13 protein-coding genes are annotated in these 15,768 nt (G+C 71.3%); 9 read left to right on the forward strand and 4 right to left on the reverse strand.

The genetic code is table 11. The features are described from left to right. The first annotated feature begins 117 nt into the window (after positions 1 to 117). The 6 genes from ABT170_RS39365 to ABT170_RS39390 all read left to right on the forward strand — a co-directional run bounded on the left by ABT170_RS39365 (position 118) and on the right by ABT170_RS39390 (position 8,765). Positions 118 to 1,713: an ABC transporter substrate-binding protein gene (locus ABT170_RS39365; RefSeq protein ID WP_329943873.1), complete on the forward strand. Its 1,596-nt coding sequence runs from the start codon at positions 118 to 120 to the stop codon at positions 1,711 to 1,713. Between the two features lie 125 nt (positions 1,714 to 1,838). Beyond that, on the forward strand, positions 1,839 to 2,789 hold the full coding sequence (locus tag ABT170_RS39370; protein WP_351875863.1) for an ABC transporter permease: 951 nt from the start codon (positions 1,839 to 1,841) through the stop codon (positions 2,787 to 2,789). Between the two features lies 1 nt (position 2,790). After that, complete coding sequence (locus tag ABT170_RS39375) at positions 2,791 to 4,821, forward strand: dipeptide/oligopeptide/nickel ABC transporter permease/ATP-binding protein (RefSeq protein WP_351875866.1); 2,031 nt, start codon at positions 2,791 to 2,793, stop codon at positions 4,819 to 4,821. After that, entirely contained in the window at positions 4,818 to 5,825 is a 1,008-nt protein-coding gene (locus ABT170_RS39380; RefSeq protein WP_329943870.1) for an ABC transporter ATP-binding protein, read from the forward strand. The genes ABT170_RS39375 and ABT170_RS39380 overlap by 4 nt, the downstream gene beginning before the upstream one ends. After that, complete coding sequence (locus tag ABT170_RS39385; protein WP_329943869.1) at positions 5,822 to 6,757, forward strand: dihydrodipicolinate synthase family protein; 936 nt, start codon at positions 5,822 to 5,824, stop codon at positions 6,755 to 6,757. The genes ABT170_RS39380 and ABT170_RS39385 overlap by 4 nt, the downstream gene beginning before the upstream one ends. 247 nt (positions 6,758 to 7,004) lie before the next feature. Beyond that, a complete protein-coding gene (locus ABT170_RS39390) occupies positions 7,005 to 8,765 on the forward strand; it encodes a class I adenylate-forming enzyme family protein (RefSeq protein ID WP_351875869.1) in 1,761 nt (586 codons plus the stop codon). Positions 8,766 to 8,842: 77 nt separating this feature from the next. Here the strand turns inward: ABT170_RS39390 and ABT170_RS39395 are convergent, their stop codons facing one another. Then, positions 8,843 to 10,120 carry a M6 family metalloprotease domain-containing protein gene (locus ABT170_RS39395; RefSeq protein ID WP_329943867.1) on the reverse strand — a complete coding sequence of 426 codons (1,278 nt, stop codon included), beginning with the start codon at positions 10,118 to 10,120 and terminating at the stop codon, positions 8,843 to 8,845. A gap of 260 nt (positions 10,121 to 10,380) precedes the next feature. On the opposite strand from ABT170_RS39395, the gene ABT170_RS39400 reads away from it, so the two are divergent. Beyond that, a complete protein-coding gene (locus tag ABT170_RS39400) occupies positions 10,381 to 11,043 on the forward strand; it encodes a TetR/AcrR family transcriptional regulator (RefSeq protein WP_351875872.1) in 663 nt (220 codons plus the stop codon). A gap of 116 nt (positions 11,044 to 11,159) precedes the next feature. On the opposite strand, the gene ABT170_RS39405 is transcribed toward ABT170_RS39400, so the two are convergent. Beyond that, positions 11,160 to 11,324: a hypothetical protein gene (locus ABT170_RS39405; RefSeq protein WP_351875875.1), complete on the reverse strand. Its 165-nt coding sequence runs from the start codon at positions 11,322 to 11,324 to the stop codon at positions 11,160 to 11,162. Positions 11,325 to 11,367: 43 nt separating this feature from the next. Between ABT170_RS39405 and ABT170_RS39410 the strand changes: the two genes are divergently transcribed. Next, complete coding sequence (locus ABT170_RS39410; RefSeq protein ID WP_351875878.1) at positions 11,368 to 12,918, forward strand: MFS transporter; 1,551 nt, start codon at positions 11,368 to 11,370, stop codon at positions 12,916 to 12,918. Between the two features lie 48 nt (positions 12,919 to 12,966). Here ABT170_RS39410 and ABT170_RS39415 read toward each other — a convergent pair whose 3' ends face one another. Next, the gene (locus ABT170_RS39415; protein WP_329943863.1) at positions 12,967 to 13,479 is read right to left on the reverse strand and encodes a MarR family winged helix-turn-helix transcriptional regulator; all 513 of its coding nucleotides are present in this window, start codon (positions 13,477 to 13,479) and stop codon (positions 12,967 to 12,969) included. 181 nt (positions 13,480 to 13,660) lie between these two features. On the opposite strand from ABT170_RS39415, the gene ABT170_RS39420 reads away from it, so the two are divergent. Next, complete coding sequence (locus ABT170_RS39420; RefSeq protein WP_329943862.1) at positions 13,661 to 14,443, forward strand: dioxygenase family protein; 783 nt, start codon at positions 13,661 to 13,663, stop codon at positions 14,441 to 14,443. 37 nt (positions 14,444 to 14,480) lie between these two features. On the opposite strand, the gene ABT170_RS39425 is transcribed toward ABT170_RS39420, so the two are convergent. Beyond that, a complete protein-coding gene (locus ABT170_RS39425) occupies positions 14,481 to 15,494 on the reverse strand; it encodes a questin oxidase family protein (RefSeq protein ID WP_351875882.1) in 1,014 nt (337 codons plus the stop codon). Positions 15,495 to 15,768 lie beyond the last annotated feature (274 nt).

A 15,768-nucleotide genomic window follows, 5' to 3' on the forward strand; every position in this document is an offset into this window, starting at 1 on the left:
CGCTATCAAGGCATCAGACATCTGACGTCTCATGCTTCAGCTGGAAATGATCCCCGCGATCGTGTCTCGGCTCTGTGTTCCGCCCTTCCGTCCCACCTTCACCTTCCTGGAGGACCCGTGCCCGAGCTGAGATCAGCCGGTGTGGAGCGCCGCACCTTCCTGCGATACACCGGCGCCGTCGGTGCGGCGGTCGCCATCACGGCAGGACTGTCCGCCTGTGGCGGGCCGTCCTCGACCACCGACGGCGCGGCGGGCGAGGGGGACGGCGGCGGCACCATCGAGGCCGGTCTGTCGTATCCGCTGTCGACCGGCTTCGACCCCATGATCACCTCGGGCGCGACTCCGTACGCCGCCAATATGCACATCTTCGAAGGTCTCGTCGATCTCGATCCGGCAACGCTCGTGGCTCGCCCCGCGCTCGCCACCGAGATGCCGAAGAAGATCAACGCCACCACCTACCGGGCCACGCTCCGCGACGGTGCGACCTTCCACGACGGATCGCCGGTCACCGCCGATGACGTCGTGTTCAGCTTCGAACGCATCCTGGACGAGAAGAACGCCTCGCTGATGGCGCAGTTCGTGCCCTTCATCGACACCGTCACGGCGGTCGACGCCAAGACCGTCGAGTTCAAGCTGAAGTACGCCTTCGCCCTGTTCCCGTCGCGCATCGCCGTCGCCCGCATCGTGCCGAAGAAGATCGTCGAGGCGGACGCCAAGGGATTCGACGCCAAGCCGGTCGGCTCGGGGCCGTACCGGTTCATCGAGGCGACCCGCGAGGACAAGATCGTCTTCGAGAAGTACGGCACGTACAACGGCCCGCACCCGGCCAAGGCCGAGAAGATGGTCTGGCGCCTGATGTCGGACCAGTCGGCGCGGGTCAGCGCCATGGAGTCCGGCCGGGTGCAGGCCATCGAGGACGTCCCCTACATCGACGTCAAGCGGATCGCGGCCTCGGCGAAGACCGAGTCCGTCCAGTCCTTTGGGCTGCTCTTCCTGATGTTCAACACCGCCGACAAGCGGTTCGCCGACAAGCGGGTCCGTCAGGCGCTGCACTACGCGCTGGACACCGAGAAGATCATCAGCACCGCCATGGTCGGCAACGCGGCGGCCGCCACCGGCTATGTCCCGGCGACCCACCCGGACTACCACAAGGCCGCCACCGTCTACACGCACGATGTGGCCAGGGCGAAGGAACTGCTCGCCGAAGCCGGCGTCAAGAACCTGGCCTTCACCGTCCTGACCACCGACACCGGCTGGGTCAAGGACATCGCCCCGCTGCTCAAGGAGAGCTGGGAGGCGGCGGGCGTCAAGGTCACCCTCGACATCGCCCAGTCCCCGGCCCAGTACGCCAAGATCGACGGCGGCGACTTCGAGGTCCTCGTGGCCCCCGGTGACCCGTCCGTCTTCGGCAACGACGCCGACCTCCTGATGCGCTGGTTCTACTACGGCTTCTGGCCGGAGAAGCGTTACGGCTGGGGCAAGTCCCCCGCGTACAAGCAGCTCAGGCAGCTCCTCGACAAGGCCGCCCAGGCCGCCGACGAGACGACCCGCAGGAAGCTGTGGGGCGAGGCCACCGACCTGGTCGCCGACGAGGCCGCGCTGTACCCGATCCTGCACCGCAAGCTGCCCACGGCCTGGAACGAGAAGGCGCTGCCAGGCTTCAAGCCGCTGCCCACCACGGGCCTGTCGTTCGTGGACGTCGGCCGCGCCTGACCGTTTCCGGTCCGGGCACGCGCCTGACCGTTTCCGGTCCGGGCCGCGCCCGGCCGCCTCCGGTCCGGGCCGCCTCCCCCCGGTGGCCCGGACCCGCCGTCCGCCCAATCGCAAGGAACCCGACGATGGTTGCTTTTCTCCGGCTCGCGCTGCGCCGCGTCGCGATGATGCCGGTGATGATCCTCGGTATCGCGCTGCTGGTCTTCGTGGTGCTTCAGTTCTCGCCGGTCGACCCGGCCTTCAACGCGCTCGGGGAGAGCGCCACCCCCGAGGCCCGTGCGGCCTTCGCCGAGGCCAACGGGCTCAACGACCCGCTGCCCGTGCGGTACTTCGACTTCCTGGGCCAGCTGCTCCACTTCGACCTCGGGATGACCGTCCCGCCGAGCCAGCCCGTCTTCGACCGGATCACCGCCGCCTTCCCGCTCACGCTCCAGCTGACCTTCCTCGGACTGATCCTCGCGATCGTGCTCGCCGTCGTCGGCGGTGTCCTCGGCGCGATGTACCGCGACCGCTGGCCCGACCAGCTGTTCCGGGTGTTCTCCATGGCCGGGGTCGCCATCCCCTCGTTCTGGCTCGGCGTGCTGCTCATCCAGCAGTTCGCGCTGAACGTCCGGATCTTCCCGACCGGCGGCTACACCAACCCGGCCGACTCCTTCGGCGGCTGGCTCACCACCATGGCCCTGCCGGCCTTCTCGCTCGCCGTGCCCGTCGCCGCGTCGCTCGCCCGCCTCGTACGCACCTCGATGGTCGCCGAGCTCGACCGCGACTATGTGCGCACCGCCCGCGGGAACGGCCTGCCGGTGTTCCTGGTGATCCGCTCCGTGCTGCGCAACGCGCTCGTGACCCCGCTCACCGTGCTCGGGGTCAAGGTCGGCTATCTGCTCAGCGGCGCCGTCGTCATCGAAGCGATCTTCGATCTGCCCGGCATGGGCAAGCTCATCCTCGAAGGTGTCACCGGCGGCGATGTCGCCCTGGTCCAGGGCACCGTACTGACCATCGCCATCGCCTTCCTGGTGGTCAACGTCGTCGTCGACCTGCTCTATCTGCTGGTCAACCCCCGCATCAGGACGGTGTGACATGCTCGCCACGGGCCGTCTGGCCAAGAAGCTCTCCCGACCGGGCATCGCGTTCCGCTCCCTGCCGGTCACCTCCCGCGTCGCCCTCGGCGTCCTCGTAGCCGTCGTCCTCGGCGCCGTACTCGCGCCGCTGCTCACCCAGGACCCGCTGACCACCGGCACCCCGGTGCAGGCACCCAGTGGCGAGCACTGGTTCGGCACCGACCGGGCGGGGCGCGACGTGTTCGCCCGCGTCGTGCACGGCTCGCGCTACTCGCTGGTCATCGGCCTCGGCGCGACGGCCGTCGCCCTGGTCGTGGGAGCCGTCCTCGGCTCGCTCGCCGCGACCTCGCGCAAGCTCGGCGACGAGTCCGTGATGCGCACGCTCGACGTCGTGATGTCGTTCCCGCCGATCGCGCTCGCGGCCGTCCTGGTCGCCGTCTTCGGCACCAGCGTTCCGGTGATCATCTTCACCATCGCGTTCGTCTACACCCCCTCGCTCGCCCGGGTCGTGCGCGCCAATGTGCTGTCCCAGTACGGCGAGGACTACGTCGCCGCCGAAAAGGTCATCGGCGCCCGCCGCGGCTACATCGTGCTGCGCCATGTCGCCGTCAACTGCATGGCACCGGTCATGGTGTTCGCCACCGTCATGGTCGCGGAGGCGATCATCTTCGAGGCGAGCCTCTCCTTCATCGGCGCCGGTGTGCAGGACCCCGACCCCAGCTGGGGCAGCGTGCTGGCCTACGGCCGGCAGATCCTCCTCGCGGGCGGCTGGTGGGCCACCTTCTTCCCCGGCCTCGCGCTGCTGATCACCGTGCTGGCGCTGAACATCCTCTCGGAGGGCCTCACCGACGCCTCGGCCGCGCCGAAGAAGCCCCGCGCCACCGCCGATCCCGCCGCCGATCCCGCTACCGCCGGTCTCTCGGCCGCCGATCCCTCCGCCGCCGATCCTTCGGCCACCGCCGCCGCGCCGGACCCGGTGGAGGCCCGCTCCACCGTGGACATCGACGCCGCCCTCGCCAAGCTCGCCCGGCGCGTCCACGCCACCGAGCCGTCGATCGTCCCGGTACGTGAGGACGCCGCCGAACTCCTCGTCGTACGCGACCTGGCGATCCGCTTCCCCGACCGCTACGGCACCGTCCCCGTCGTGGACTCGCTCGACTTCACCGTCCATGAGGGCGAAACCCTCGGCCTGGTCGGGGAGTCGGGCTGCGGGAAGTCCATCACCAGCCTCGCCGTGATGGGCCTCCTCGCCCGCAACGCCGAGGTCAGCGGCGAGATCCTCTACCGCGGCCGGGACCTGCTGAAGCTCCCTCCGAAGGAGCGCCGCGCCCTGATGGGCCCGGAGATCGCGATGGTCTACCAGGACGCGCTCTCCTCCCTCAACCCGTCCGTGCTCGTGGGCACCCAGCTGAAGCAGCTCACCTCGCGCGGGGGCACCAAGACCCCGGCCGAGCTCCTCGAACTGGTCGGCCTCGCCCCCGAACGCACCCTGCGCAGCTACCCCCACGAGCTGTCCGGCGGCCAGCGCCAGCGTGTGCTGATCGCCATGGCGCTGTCCCGCAGCCCGCGTCTGCTGATCGCGGACGAGCCGACCACCGCCCTCGACGTCACCGTCCAGGCCCAGGTCGTGGAACTCCTCGTCCGGCTGCGCGAGGAACTCGGCTTCGCGATGGTCCTGGTCTCCCACGACCTCGCCCTGGTCGGTGATCTCTCGCACCGGGTCGCGGTGATGTACGCGGGCCGCCTCGCCGAGATCGGCGCCACCCGCTCCGTACTCACCGACCCCACCCACCACTACAGCCGCGGCCTCCTCGGCTCGGTCGTCTCCCTGGAGGCGGGCGCCGACCGGCTGCACCAGATCCGCGGGGTGGTCCCGGCGCCCCAGGGCTTCGGCGAGGGCTGCCGGTTCGCCTCGCGCTGCGGCGCGGCCACCGAACTGTGCCGCACCGCCACCCCGGAACTCACCGCACGCGGCAGTGCGGACGACCACGGCTTCGCCTGCCACCACCCGGCGACGTCCGCCGCACAGCTGGAAGGGAGCGCCCTGTGATCAGGCTCGACGGCGTTCACGTACGCCACAAGGCACGCAGCGGAGGCGTCTTCCGCCGGGACGCCGTGCACGCCCTCACCGACGCCACCCTGGAGATCGAGCGCGGCGAGATCGTCGGCCTGGTCGGTGAGTCCGGCTGCGGAAAGTCCACCCTCGCCAGGGTCCTGACCGGGTTGCAGAAGCCCACCGAGGGCCAGGTCAGCTTCCACGGCCGCGATCTGTGGGAGATGTCGGCGGCCGAGCGCCGGGACGACTTCGGGTCCGCGGTCGGCGTGGTCTTCCAGGACCCCTCCACCGCCCTCAACCCGCGGCTCACGGTCCGCCGGATCCTGCGCGACCCGCTGGATGTGCACGGGCGCGGCACCCGCGCCTCCCGCGAGGCCCGGGTCGAGGAACTCCTCGACCTGGTCGGCCTGCCCGGCCACACCCTCGCCGCGCTGCCCGGCCGGCTCTCCGGCGGCCAGCGCCAGCGGGTGGCCATCGCCCGCGCACTGGCCCTCGAACCGGAACTGATCGTCGCCGACGAGCCGACCTCCGCGCTCGACGTCTCCGTGCGCGCCCAGGTCCTCAACCTCCTCGTCGATCTGCGCGAACGCCTCGGCCTCGGCATGGTGTTCATCTCGCACGACATCCAGACCGTGCGGTACCTCGCCGACCGCATCGCCGTCCTCTACCTCGGCCGCATCGTCGAGGAGGGCCGGGCCGCCGATGTCGCGGGCGCCCCGGCGCACCCGTACACCGAGGCCCTGCTCTCGGCGACGCCGAGCCTGCTGGAGACCACCGAGCGGATCGTGCTGACCGGCCCCGTGCCCTCGGCCACCAACCCGCCGTCCGGCTGCCCGTTCCGCACCCGCTGCTGGAAGGCGGACGACGAGTGCGCCACTGTCTTCCCGGCCGTCACCTCCGGGCCGGACGAACACCGCTGGCACTGCGTCCACCCGCAGAACCCCGCGTCCCTCACCGGGGACCCGACCCCCGTACCGTCCGCAAGGAGCACCGCATGACCGCCCGAACTCCCCAGTACTCCGGCGTGATCCCGCCCGTCGTCACTCCGCTCACGGCGGACGGGGGCATCGACCGGGCCTCCCTGGAGCGGGTGGTCGGCCATCTCCTCGACGGAGGTGTCAGCGGCCTCTTCGCCCTGGGCAGCTCCGGCGAGACCGCGTACCTGACGCCGTCGCAGCAGGACGAGGTCATCGAGGTGATCACCGGTGCGGCGGCGGGCCAGGTCCCCGTCATCGTCGGGGCCATCGAGACGACCACCAACCGGGCCATCGAGCGGGCCGGAGCCGCGGCCGGACTCGGGGCCGACGCGGTGGTCGCCACCGCACCCTTCTACACCCGTACGCACGCCGACGAGATCGACCGCCACTTCCGGGACATCGCCGCCGCGGTCGATCTGCCGCTGCTCGCGTACGACGTACCGGTCTGCGTCCACAGCAAGCTCGATCCGGAACTGCTGCTGCCGCTCGCCGCCGATCGCGTGATCGCCGGGGTGAAGGACTCCAGCGGCGACGACGGCTCGTTCCGCCGGCTGGCCCTCGGAGCCCGCGAGCTGCCGGACTTCTCCCTGCTCACCGGTCATGAGCTGGTGGTCGACGCGATGATGCTCAGCGGCGCCGACGGCTCGGTCCCGGGCCTGGGCAATGTGGACCCGCACGGCTATGTGCGGCTGCACGAGGCGGCGGTACGGGGCGACTGGGCGACGGCGAGGGCCGAACAGGACCGGCTCGTCGCGCTGTTCGACATCATCCGCGCGGCCCGCCCCGGCACCGCGTCGGCCACGGCCGCCGGTCTCGGCGCGTTCAAGACGGCCCTGATGCTGCGCGGCATCATCGCGACGAACGTGATGAGCCCGCCGATGCGCCCCCTGGACGCCGAGGAGACGGCGACGATCGCCGCCTGCCTGGACCGCGCGGGCCTGAACCGGGTGTAGAGGACGGACCGGGTGTGAGGACGGACCGGGTGTGAGGACAAGCGGGGCTGCCCTCCGCCGTCACTCCGCCCTCCGCCGTCACTCCGCCCTCCGCCGTCACTCCGCCGTCCGGCGCCTGATCAGGGGCGGGTACGGGTGCCGGGCGGCGGCGGTCGGGGCTCCCTTGACGGCGCCGGGGCACGGGCATAGCGTCGCCCGGATACTGAGCAAGCGCTTGGAGAGGCAGCCCGTGCCGCACACCGACCCGATGCCTTCCCCGGACCCGGTCGGGCCCGCCCCCGCGGACCCCGGTGCCACCGCTCGAATCGAGGCCTCCCTCACCGCGCCAGGCGCCCCCTTCGCGGTGACGCGTGCCGAGCACGGTCCGCTGGTCTACGTGGACGGGCCGCGCACGCTCCGCGAGTTCGTGGAGACCACCTGGGCGTACGGCGACCGTCCGTTCCTGATCGCCGGGGAACGCCGTTACTCCTACGGGGAGTTCTTCGCCGCGGCCTCCGCCCTCGCGTGCAGGATCAGCGGGACGTACGGGCTGCGCCCCGGCGACCGGGCCGTCGTCGCGATGCGCAACCACCCCGAGTGGCAGATCGCGTTCTGGGCCGTGCAGCTGGCAGGGCTGGTCGCCGTACCGCTCAACGCCTGGTGGACCGAGGAGGAGTTCGCGTACGCCCTCGACGACTGCGAACCGCGGGTGCTCCTGGTCGACGGGGAGCGGCTGCCCAGGGTGGCCGGCTGGGCGGGGAGGACCGGGGCGCGCGTGGTGCTGTTCCACGGCGGGCCGCCCGCCGGGGGCGCCGGCGCGGCGCGTGTGGAGCGGTACGAGGACCTTCCCGCGCCCGACCCGCTGGCCGCGCCGCCCGACGTGGAGGTCCGGCCCGAGGACGACGCCACGATCATCTACACCTCCGGCACCACGGGGCGTCCCAAGGGGGCCGTCGCCACCCATCTCGCCCAGGCCGGAGCCGCACTGAACCCGCGTTATCACGCCGCGGCCTCCGCGCTGGGGCGCGGGGTCATCCCGGGGCAGGGGCCCGCGCCGGTCACGCTGATGACGTTCCCGTTCTTCCACGTCGCCGCGTTCACCGGTTTCTACGCGTCGATGGCGGCGGGCGGCTCGCTCGTCCTGATGCGCAAGTGGGACGTGTACGAGGCGCTCCGGCTGATCCGCGAGCACGGCGTCACGCACTACGCCGGAGTCCCGGCCACCGCGCTCCAGCTGCTCGCCGCCGCCTCCGAGGGGGCGGGCGAGGGGCTGGAGAGCCTGGCGATGCTCAACACGGGCGGCGCCGCGGCCCCGCCGGACCTGGTGGCCCGGCTCACCGCCCGGTACGGCGAGCGGATCGAGGCTCGCAACGGCTACGGCCTCACCGAGACCAGCGGCGGCGTCCTGGCGAACTTCGGCGCCGACTACCGGGCCCACCCGGACAGCGTCGGCCGCCCGACCCCGACCACCGAGGTGCGGATCGCCGGGGCGCAGGGCGAGTCCCTGCCGGACGGCGAGGCCGGAGAGCTGTGGCTGCGCGGCCAGGCGCTGGTCCGGGGCTACTGGCGCGACGAGGAGGCGACCGCCGCGGCGTTCACCGGCGGCTGGTTCCGTACGGGCGACCTCGCCGTGCTGCGCGAGGGCCGGATCAGCATCGTCGACCGGATCAAGGACATGGTGATCCGGGGTGGCGAGAACGTGTACTGCATCGAGGTCGAGGCGACGCTGCACGACCATCCCGATGTCGAGGACGCGGCCGTGCTCGGCGTGGAGCACCCCGTGCTGGGGGAGGAGGTCGCGGCCGTCGTCCGGCTGCGCACCGGTGCGGCGGTCACGGCGGACGGGCTGCGGGAGCACGTCGGGCGGCACTTGGCCGCGTTCAAGGTGCCGGCCCATGTCCTGTTCACCGATGAGCCGCTGCCCCGCAACGCGACCGGGAAGATCCTCAAGCGGGAACTGCGCGGCACGGTCCACGACCGGTTGGCCGAGCAGGAGCAGGAGCAGGAGCAGGAGCAGGGGCAGGCGTAAGGACCAGGTGCCAGGACAGGCGTAAGGACCAGGTGCCAGAGGTCAGAGATCAGCGGTCAGCGGTCAGCGGTCAGCGGTCAAGGGCGGGTGATCCGTATCCGGTACTCGCCCGCCGAGTCCTTGTCGAGCACGGATATCCGTATGCCGTTGGCCCGGTCGGTGAACGTCTCACCGGGCCGGAACGGCGCGTCGGACAGCTCGGCGTGCACATTGGGCCGCCGGGTGCAGCCGCCGCTGTCCTCGGTGCTGTCGGCGACGGAGACCGGGCCCTGGCCGGTGTCCACGTCGGAGCTGACCTTGTAGACCAGTACGCCGGGCCGGCAGACCGCCTCGTCGTTGCCCGCGGCCGTCCGTACCTCCACCGCGTAGCCGGACTGGGCGCCCAGTGGCACGAAGGCGAGCTTGGTGCCGCCGGTGGTGGCCAGCGGGCCGAGGACGTGATCACTGGTGCCGGGCCGGGAGGCGCAGCTGATCTGGTTGTCGTCGAGCCAGCCGAGCTTCCACTTGTGCCAGCCGAGGAAGTCGTTGTTGGCCCCCCAGTCCTCGGACATGATGTCCCAGTGCCCCACTGAGCCGCCGCCCTCCATGGTGTAGAGGTCGGGCAGCCCGAAGACATGGCCGTTCTCGTGCGGCAGGACGCGGTAGCCCGTCTCGGCGTACGAGCCGGAGCCGTCGTCCTGGCGGCTGTAGACGAACGAGGTGTTGGCGAGCGGGACACCGTCCGCGTACGGGGCGTCGTCGTTGCCGGAGAAGGTCACCGACAGGACGGTGTCCAGTGCCGAGGGCCCCGCGTTCGGGGTGACCAGCACATTGACCAGGTCGTACGCGGAGAAGTCCACCCTCGGGTCGGCGACCTCGACGAGGTCCTCGACGAGCTTGCGGTAGCCCGGTTCGTAGGGTGAGCCGCGCTCTATCCCGTACTCCGCGAACGGCAGCGGCATCCGCAGCCAGGTCTTCACCGGGGCCTCGGGCCGGTAGTCGAGCCGGCCGTAGGAGCTGGTCCGGAACCAGTCCGAGGTCTGCGGGAAGAACTCCGCGAACCGGTCCTCGGCCGTCCCGGAACCCGGTGCGTCCGGGAAGTCGATCATCAGGTTGAGCGCTCGGACCTGACCGGTGGAACGGGAGTAGCCGGACGGGGTCGGCATGCCCTCCGACATCTGTACGCCCATGGTGGCCGGGATCCGGCAGGGGCCGTGTCCGGACTCCGGCACGGCGGCCACCGGGCCCGCGGCGGCGGGCCCGGGTACGGGGAGGGTGGAGCTGGCCGATGCCATGGCCGCGATGACCAGGGCGGTCGCTCCGGCGAGTGCGGCCGGGCGGCGGTATCTGCGTATCCGGTGGCGGGGCTGCTGCATTTCAGGCGCCTTCGGGTCCGCGGCAGCCGGCCGACCCCTGACTGCGCTCTGGCGATCAGCCTGTGCCGGGCGGTGCGGGGCCGCCCGCTGGGTGCGCCGATCGGAGGGTTTTCCCATGAGGAGGTGTGACCCACGTCACTCCGAAGGGGGAAATAACCGGGGAGCCTCTCCCCGTTTGCACGTGTGTCCCCGTGAAACGGGGAAACGATCCCCGGTTACCCGAAGGGGTCGACCGGACACCCGGAGGGAAGGCCGCAGTCGTGCAGACCGTCGACGAAACCGCAGCACCGGCAGCCCGGCGCCGTACGCCCCGTCCGCGGGCCGACGCGCTGCGCAACCGGGAGCGGATCGTGGCGGCCGCCCGCGAGATGTTCGTCGAGTTCGGGCCCGAGGTCCCGCTCGACGATGTCGCGCGCCGGGCCGGAGTCGGCAATGCCACGCTCTACCGGAACTTCCCCGACCGGGCGGCGCTGACTCACGAGGTCGTCCTCGTGGTCACCTCCCGCACCACCGACCGGGCCGAAGAGGCACTCGCGGCGGAGTCCGACCCGTTCGCCGCGCTCAGCCGCTTCGTGCACGAGGCCGCCGACGAGCGGATCGGCGCCCTGTGTCCGATGCTCTCCGGCGTCTTCGACAAGGACCACCCCGACCTGCTCGCCGAGCGCCGGCGCCTCGAAGAGGCCGTCGAAGGGCTTGTGCGGCGGGCCATGACCGCGGGGCGGCTGCGTACCGACATCGCCGTCGGTGACGTACTCGTCGCCCTCTCCCAGCTCACCCGGCCACTGCCCGGCACCGCCTGCCTGGACATCGACCGGTTCACCCACCGCCATCTGCAGCTGTTCCTGGACGGCCTGGAAGCCCCGGCCCGCTCCGTACTGCCCGGATCGGCGGCGACCTTGGAGGACCTGCGGCGTCGCTCCTGACGCCCGCGCCCATCTGACCTCTCCGGCCCCGGGGCCCCGCCCGGCCGACGACTTCACCCACGCCTCCGTACGCCTTCGTGTGCGTACGGGTGCGACGCGCGGGCTCCGGCGTGCGCTCATTTCCGCCCGCTGACGACCTGCACAGCCTCCACGGCCTGCACTACCTGCACCACCTGCACGGCCTGCACGGGCTTCAGGGCCTCCGCGGCCTCGACGACTCCCACGGCCTTCTCGACGATTCCCACGACCCTCAAGACCCTCAAGACACCCACGACCTTCACGACGTCCTTGCGCGTCCTCGCACGTCCCTAGGTGGCTACTCCCATGTCAAAAACGGCCGACACCCTGCTTCCCGACCCAAGTCGCTGGAAAGCCCTGGCCTTCATCGCGCTCGCCCAGCTGATGGTCGTCCTCGACGCGACCATCGTGAACATCGCGCTGCCGTCCGCCCAGACCGACCTCGGGATCTCCGAAGGCAACAAGCAGTGGGTCATCACCGCCTACGCGCTCGCCTTCGGCGGACTCCTGCTGTTCGGCGGACGCATCGCCGACCTCTGGGGCCGTAAGCGCACGTTCGTCGTCGGCCTGATCGGCTTCGCGCTGGCCTCCGCCCTCGGCGGAGCGGCCACCGGCGAGGCGATGATGTTCGGCTCCCGCGCGCTTCAGGGTGCCTTCGGCGCGCTGCTCGCACCGGCCGCCCTCTCGCTGCTCGCCGTGATGTTCACCGATGCCAGGGAGCGCGCCAAGGCGTTCGGCATCTACGGGGCCATCGCCGGTGGCGGTGGCGCGGTCGGCCTGATCCTGGGCGGCTTCCTCACCGAGTACCTGAACTGGCGCTGGACGTTCTTCGTCAACATCCCGTTCGCGGTGATCGCGGCGGCGGGCGCGTACTTCGTCATCCGTGAACCGGCCGGCGGCCGCAACCGCTCGCCGCTCGACATCCCCGGTGTGATCCTGTCCACGCTCGGCCTCGTCGCCCTGGTGTACGGGTTCACCCGTGCCGAGTCGGCCGGCTGGTCCGACGCGCTGACCGTCTCCATGTTCGTCGCGGCCGGAGCGCTGCTGCTGGCCTTCGTCGTGACCGAGTCGCGGGTGAAGTCGCCGCTGCTGCCGCTGCGCGTCCTGACCGAGCGCAATCGCGGCGGGGTCTACCTCTCGCTGGGTCTCGCCGTCATCGCGATGTTCGGCCTGTTCCTGTTCCTGACCTACTACCTCCAGGTCGTGAAGGGGTACTCGCCGGTCAAGACCGGCTTCGCGTTCCTCCCGATGATCGCGGGCATGATCACCGGCTCGACCCAGATCGGCACCCGGCTGATGACCCGGGTGCCCCCGCGCCTGCTGATGGGACCCGGCTTCCTGGTCGCCGCCCTCGGCATGCTGTTCCTCACCCAGCTGGACGTCGACACCAGCTACGCGAGCGTCATCCTGCCCGGTCAGCTGCTGCTCGGCCTCGGCATGGGCACGGCCTTCATGCCCGCCATGTCCCTGGCCACGCACGGTATCGAGCCGCGTGACGCGGGTGTCGCCTCCGCGATGGTCAACACCTCGCAGCAGGTCGGCGGCGCTATTGGCACGGCACTGCTGAACACCATCGCGGCCGGCGCCACCACGGCGTACGTCGCCGAGCACGCCGCCCGCGCCACGGACCCGAAGCTCCTGGAGCTCCAGGCGATGGTCAGCGGTTTCGCCAGTGCCATCTGGTGGGCGGTCGGCATCCTCGTCGCGGCCTCCGCGATCGCGGTGACGATGATCAACACCGGGCGTCCGGGCGCGGGGCCGGGCGTGGGCCCGGGTGCGGGTTCGGCGGGTTCGGCCGGTTCGGGCCGGGGGGCCGGTGCGGAGGACGAGTTCAAGATCCCCGTCATCGCGCACTGACACCCGCCGGTACCCGTAATGGCCGGATTTGATCTGCCCTGGTCCCGCTCAGCGGAGCCAGGGCAGATCCGCGTCCGTACCCTCCGGCTCCAGACCGGTGGCGAGCACCCGCATGATCTCGCCGAGGCTGCGCACCTGCTCGGGCGTGAGCCGTTCGAACATCGCCTGCCGTACGGCGGTGACGTGCCCCGGCGCCGAGCGGCGGAGCATCTCGTGGCCCTCGTCCGTGAGCACCGCGTTCTGGCCGCGCTTGTCGGACGGGCAGTCCTCGCGCCGCACCCAGCCGCTCTTCTCCAGCCGCGCGACGGCGTGCGAGAGCCGGGAACGGGTGATCTTCGCGTTCCTGGCCAGCTCGGTCATCCGCATCTGGCGCCGGGGCGCCTGGGAGAGCTGGACGAGCAGTCCGTAATAGATGTGCGGCATGCCGGCGTCGCGCTGCAACTGGCGGTCGAGGTGATCCTCCAGGAGCGTGGTGGCATGCAGATAGGCACGCCAGACGCTCTGTTCGTCGTCGGTGAGCCAGCGCGGCGCGCTGGTGGATGCCGTGGTCATGTACTCCACTGTACGACCTTTTCTTGAATGTTTAACTAGATGAAGCTAAGGTCTCCAGAGATAGGAACTTGAAGATTCAAGAAGCATCGCCGGAAGGTTACGCAGGAATCCTGAAGAAGGAACCCCTGAGTATGGCCTTGTGTGACCTGTGGAGCGCCTGCCTTGAGCCACCGTGGATTGGGGAAGTGCCATGACTGTCACCGCGGAGCGGATGCCCGCCCTCTACCTCTCGCACGGTGCGCCGCCGCTCGCCGACGACCCGGTCTGGCCCGGCCAGCTGGCCGCCTGGTCCGCGGGACTGCCCCGCCCCCGCGCGATCCTGATGGTGTCCGCGCACTGGGAGGAGGCCCCGCTCGCGCTGGGCGCCACCGAGCCCGTGCCGCTGGTCTACGACTTCTGGGGCTTCCCCGAGCACTACTACACCGTGCGCTACGACGCCCCGGGCGCCCCGCTGTTGGCGGACAGTGTGCGCAAACTGCTGCGCGGCGCCGGTACGCCGGTGCAGGACATCCCGGACCGCGGGCTCGATCACGGTGCGTATGTGCCGCTGGTGGAGATGTTCCCGGGCGCCGACATCCCCGTACTCCAGATCTCCATGCCCACGCTGGACCCGCAGAAGCTGATGGACATCGGGCGCAAACTCGCCCCTCTGCGCGACGAGGGCGTACTGATCGTCGGCAGTGGCTTCTTCACGCACAACCTGGCGGCCCTGCGGCACCCGGGCGGCGGCATCCCCGGCTGGTCGGCCGAGTTCGACGACTGGGGCGACCGGGCGCTCCAGGAGCAGGACATCGATGCGCTGCTGGACTTCGAGCACAAGTCCCCGGCGGGCCGGCTGGCGCACCCGCGCACCGAGCACTTCGCGCCCCTGTTCGTGACGCTGGGCGCCTCCGAGGGCGAACTCGACCGGGGGCGCAGCGTCATCGACGGATTCTGGATGGGGCTGGCGAAGCGCTCGGTGCAGTTCGGCTGAGTTCTTTCTGCCCGGGTTCTTTCTGCCGGGGTTCTTTCTACCGGGCCGGCGGGTTCAGCTCGATCGCGCGCCGGGCCGCCGCGAGGGCGGTCGCGTCGCCGATGTCCAGCGCGGTGTCGGTGAACTTGATGGTGTGGTCGTCGCCGTGCGCGGCCGCCCGCTCGAACAGTTCCTCGGCCGTGGCGCTCGCCGGTGTGTACGGGGCGGGCGCGGCGGGCGTGTAGGCGGCGGTGACCGCGGCGCTCGCGGCCCAGGCCGCCGCCAGGCTCGGCGCCCACAGCTCGCGGGGGAGCGCGGGCAGGGTGCGCAGCACCGCGTTGGGGGCGGTCGCCGCGTGCACCAGCATGATCGGTTCGCCGTACCCGTGAGTGGCGTAACGGTGGGTCGAGGCCCGGACCAGCTCATGGAGTGCGGTCCGGGCGGCGTCCGGACCGGCGGGAGTCCGCTCGGGCCAGTCCGGGAACCCGGTGAGCTGCGTCAGCCGGTCCAGGATGCCGCCGCTCTGCACGGCCACCGCGGGTACCGCGTCCAGCGCGGCGGCGGCGCTCGGCGCGGGGGCGAGCGTGGGGAGGTCCGGCAGCGGCTGGTGCCGGGCGGCCCAGTAACCGAGAGCGTGTGCCAGCTCCTGGACGCGCGGCGCGGTCGGCTCCCCGGCCAGCAGGGTGCGTACGGAGTGGCCGACCCGGATCACCGGGTGGGTGGCGCCCGCCGCGATGCCGGGCAGCAGGATCGGCCACCACTCGGCGAGTACGTCGCGCCAGGGACGCTCGGCCGTCTCCCGCCCGAAGTACGCCGTCCAGTCGGCGATGCGGCGCGGATCGCCGAGCGCCTCCCGCCAGTTCCGTTCGGTCACCGGTGAATCGGTGTCCGGCATGTCTTCCAGCTTCGCCCTGTAGTGGTCGAGCCAGCGGTGCACGGCCGGGGCCTGGCCGTGCCGTACCAGCGCCTCCACGGCCATCGGCGCGTGATTGCTGAGCCAGCCGTCGCGCTCGGGACCCGAGAGATGGAGGCGCTCCAGGGCTTCGTCGAGGGTGCCTGTGGTGTCGTTCATGCCGCTTCACGCTAGAGACCCGCGGGGCGGGGCGTATCGGGCTGCGGTCCCGGTCGGTATCGGTCCGGGGTCCCGGTCGGTATCGGGCCGCGGCCCCGGTCGTATCGGTCCGGGGTCCTGGTCGGGATCGGGCCGTGGTCCTGGTTCCGGAGGCTGTGCGGGTTCCGGGGCGGGCTGTGCGGGGGTGGGGGGGCCGGGGGGGCCCCCCCCCCCCCCCCCCCCCCCCCCACAAAACACACCAACAAAACAAACCCAAAAAAAAAAAGGCCCGCAA

Origin of the sequence: Streptomyces sp. NPDC001787 (genome assembly GCF_040297465.1) — a bacterium.
In the GTDB taxonomy this organism is placed as follows: Bacteria; Actinomycetota; Actinomycetes; order Streptomycetales; family Streptomycetaceae; genus Streptomyces.

Bases quoted from the DNA above. Each gene is read 5' to 3' on its own strand.
- ABT170_RS39410 (WP_351875878.1), top strand. From the start codon at position 11,368: ATGTCAAAAACGGCCGACACCCTGCTTCCCGACCCAAGTCGCTGGAAA.
- ABT170_RS39390 (WP_351875869.1), top strand. From the start codon at position 7,005: ATGCCTTCCCCGGACCCGGTCGGGCCCGCCCCCGCGGACCCCGGTGCC.
- ABT170_RS39370 (WP_351875863.1), top strand. From the start codon at position 1,839: ATGGTTGCTTTTCTCCGGCTCGCGCTGCGCCGCGTCGCGATGATGCCG.
- ABT170_RS39375 (WP_351875866.1), top strand. From the start codon at position 2,791: ATGCTCGCCACGGGCCGTCTGGCCAAGAAGCTCTCCCGACCGGGCATC.
- ABT170_RS39385 (WP_329943869.1), top strand. From the start codon at position 5,822: ATGACCGCCCGAACTCCCCAGTACTCCGGCGTGATCCCGCCCGTCGTC.
- ABT170_RS39425 (WP_351875882.1), bottom strand. From the start codon at position 15,494: ATGAACGACACCACAGGCACCCTCGACGAAGCCCTGGAGCGCCTCCAT.
- ABT170_RS39420 (WP_329943862.1), top strand. From the start codon at position 13,661: ATGACTGTCACCGCGGAGCGGATGCCCGCCCTCTACCTCTCGCACGGT.
- ABT170_RS39395 (WP_329943867.1), bottom strand. From the start codon at position 10,120: ATGCAGCAGCCCCGCCACCGGATACGCAGATACCGCCGCCCGGCCGCA.